Source organism: Mycobacterium arosiense ATCC BAA-1401 = DSM 45069, from assembly GCF_002086125.1.
Taxonomy (GTDB): Bacteria; Actinomycetota; Actinomycetes; order Mycobacteriales; family Mycobacteriaceae; genus Mycobacterium; species Mycobacterium arosiense.
In genome coordinates, this window is sequence record NZ_MVHG01000332.1 from 1 (window position 1) to 259 (window position 259).

1 protein-coding gene is annotated in these 259 nt (G+C 69.9%); it reads left to right on the plus strand.

Translation table 11 applies throughout. The features are described from left to right. Window positions 1–16 precede the first annotated feature (16 nt). Window positions 17–259: substrate-binding domain-containing protein (locus BST14_RS28720; RefSeq protein ID WP_245845871.1), on the plus strand; the 243-nt coding region annotated here is incomplete at its 3' end.

The window sequence follows — 259 nt, forward strand, 5'->3', positions numbered from 1 at the left end:
GAGCGGGGCCCGCTCGATGGAGCTGCTCCTGGAACGGCGACCAGACCTGGACGGGGTCTTCGTGGCGTCGGACCTCATGGCCGCTGGTGCGCTCTCCGTGCTCGATGCCAGGGGACGGCGGGTTCCGGCTGACGTGGCGGTCGCAGGGTTCGACGACTCGGGCCTCGCGGAGGCTCTGCTTCCGCCGCTGACGACGATGCGGCAACCCATCGAACGGATCGCGACGGAGATGGTCCGCCTGCTATTCGCGCTGCTGGAG